This is a genomic window from Clostridium thermobutyricum DSM 4928 (assembly GCF_002050515.1).
GTDB classification, from domain to species: Bacteria; Bacillota; Clostridia; order Clostridiales; family Clostridiaceae; genus Clostridium; species Clostridium thermobutyricum.
Genome location: NZ_LTAY01000106.1, coordinates 1 through 1,860, shown reverse-complemented (window position 1 = coordinate 1,860; position 1,860 = coordinate 1). Strand labels below are relative to the sequence as shown.

Sequence of the window (1,860 nt, the reverse complement as noted above, 5' to 3'; positions counted from 1 at the left end):
ATAATATATTTTTACAATATAATTATTTGTCAAATATAATAGTATTACTATTTAATATATTACTGTTTAGGAATATCACTATTTACAAATTAAAAAAAATAGAACATTAAAAATAACTATACATCCAATGTTATGATTTTTTATCATGATATTAGTAGTAATTATCTAAATGTTCTATATTTCATGTTATATTTTCATTATATATTGTTTCAAATTTTAAATTGAGCAATCATATATTGAGATAAATATTAAAGAAAATATCAACAAAATATATAATTGTACCTACATTTTATCCACATTAAAGTTTTAAACTATACAATTTATTACCTATATTCTATCTTGATTCAATCATATATCTATTTATATATGCTAAAGATTCTTCTAAAATTCCTTGCCCTTTTTCTATGTTCTCAACTTTTATCTCTAAATTACACATTCTTTGATTTACAGAATATAAAGCTTCTTTCACCTCATTTAAAATTCTTTCCTTAGATGATATTTGATTACCATACTCATCTACAAATATTTTTTCAGGTGGTTCTCCACATTCAACACATTTTGCAAATACAGTTTTCTTCTCTGTATCAACAAATAATTTAAAAGCTTCATTTTTGCACTCATTACAACTAGATACTAAATAATATCCAACATCATTTAAAATATAATCTGATTTTTCACCACATTCTCTACAAGTAGCTCTCAGTTTATTATCAATACTTTCTATAAAAAAATTATTTCCACTACATCCATCTCTTTGACATACAACAGTTCTTATCATTATAACCCCTCCTGATTATTAGAAAAACTTTCTAATAAAATAAATAAAGTTAACTAAAATTTACTTCCAATTCTCTAAATAAACTATATGATAAAAATATGATTAATATTCCTATTCTTTTAAACTATTATAAATTGTTTACAACATTTCTTAACTTTATTTTACTTAATAATAAAAAAAGATAGGTTTTAAATAAAACCTATCTTTAAATTGATAATTTAACTATATGTCTAATTTAAATTATTTATTTTATTTTCAATATCTTTTATTTTTTTATCAATTTCAGAAGTTTTTTTATTGGCTAAGATTAAATCTCTCTTTTCTAATTTTAATTGTTTAAGAGTCTCTTTTAATTCTTCAATTTTTATCACAAAAACACTCCCCATCTTTAGCTAATTAATAAGCATACATATTTTTATATTATATAATATCTATAAATTATATGTTCTGTTAATATTTCTTTTAATCTTTATCTCAATTAGTCTATATATTATAATTATAATATAAGTTGTTATTAAATATGTATCTAAAATTATAATTTTAGTATATATTAATGATTTTAATATATGTCTATTAAAAACAAAAAAGCCATGAACTTTTTGTTCATGACTTTTCCACCTATTTGGTGGAGGTAAGGAGATTCGAACTCCTGACCCCCTGCGTGCAAGGCAGGTGCTCTCCCAACTGAGCTATACCCCCAAAATGGTGGACCTTCAGGGACTCGAACCCCGGACCTACCGGTTATGAGCCGGTTGCTCTAACCAACTGAGCTAAAGATCCATTACCTAGCAACTTCCTACTCTCCCACACAGTCTCCCATGCAGTACCATCGGCGTTATAAAGCTTAACTTTCCTGTTCGGAATGGGAAGGAGTGTTTCCTCTATGCCATCATCACTAGATATTCAGAAATTTATTGTTCTCTGAAAATTGCACATCAAATTCTGTTGATATTTTTATTGGTCAAGCCCTCGATCTATTAGTATTAGTCAGCTGAACATGTTACCATGCTTACACCCCTAACCTATCAACCTTGTGTTCTTCAAGGGATCTTACTAGCTTACGCTATGGGAAATCTAATCTT

General features: G+C 26.1%; 2 protein-coding genes, 2 tRNA genes and 2 rRNA genes. All 6 read right to left on the bottom strand.

What is annotated here, in order from left to right; genetic code table 11:
* Positions 1-334: 334 nt before the first annotated feature.
* The gene (locus tag CLTHE_RS15760; RefSeq protein ID WP_080024230.1) at positions 335-778 is read right to left on the bottom strand and encodes a hypothetical protein; all 444 of its coding nucleotides are present in this window, start codon (positions 776-778) and stop codon (positions 335-337) included.
* Positions 779-1,008: 230 nt separating this feature from the next.
* Positions 1,009-1,149 carry a hypothetical protein gene (locus CLTHE_RS16940; RefSeq protein ID WP_002596605.1) on the bottom strand — a complete coding sequence of 47 codons (141 nt, stop codon included), beginning with the start codon at positions 1,147-1,149 and terminating at the stop codon, positions 1,009-1,011.
* A 252-nt stretch (positions 1,150-1,401) separates the two neighbouring features.
* Positions 1,402-1,477, bottom strand: a tRNA-Ala gene (locus CLTHE_RS15755).
* A 4-nt stretch (positions 1,478-1,481) separates the two neighbouring features.
* Positions 1,482-1,558: transfer RNA gene (locus tag CLTHE_RS15750), tRNA-Ile, on the bottom strand.
* 3 nt (positions 1,559-1,561) lie between these two features.
* Positions 1,562-1,678, bottom strand: a 5S ribosomal RNA gene (rrf, locus tag CLTHE_RS15745).
* Between the two features lie 57 nt (positions 1,679-1,735).
* Positions 1,736-1,860 (bottom strand): 23S ribosomal RNA (locus tag CLTHE_RS15740); the annotation flags it as partial.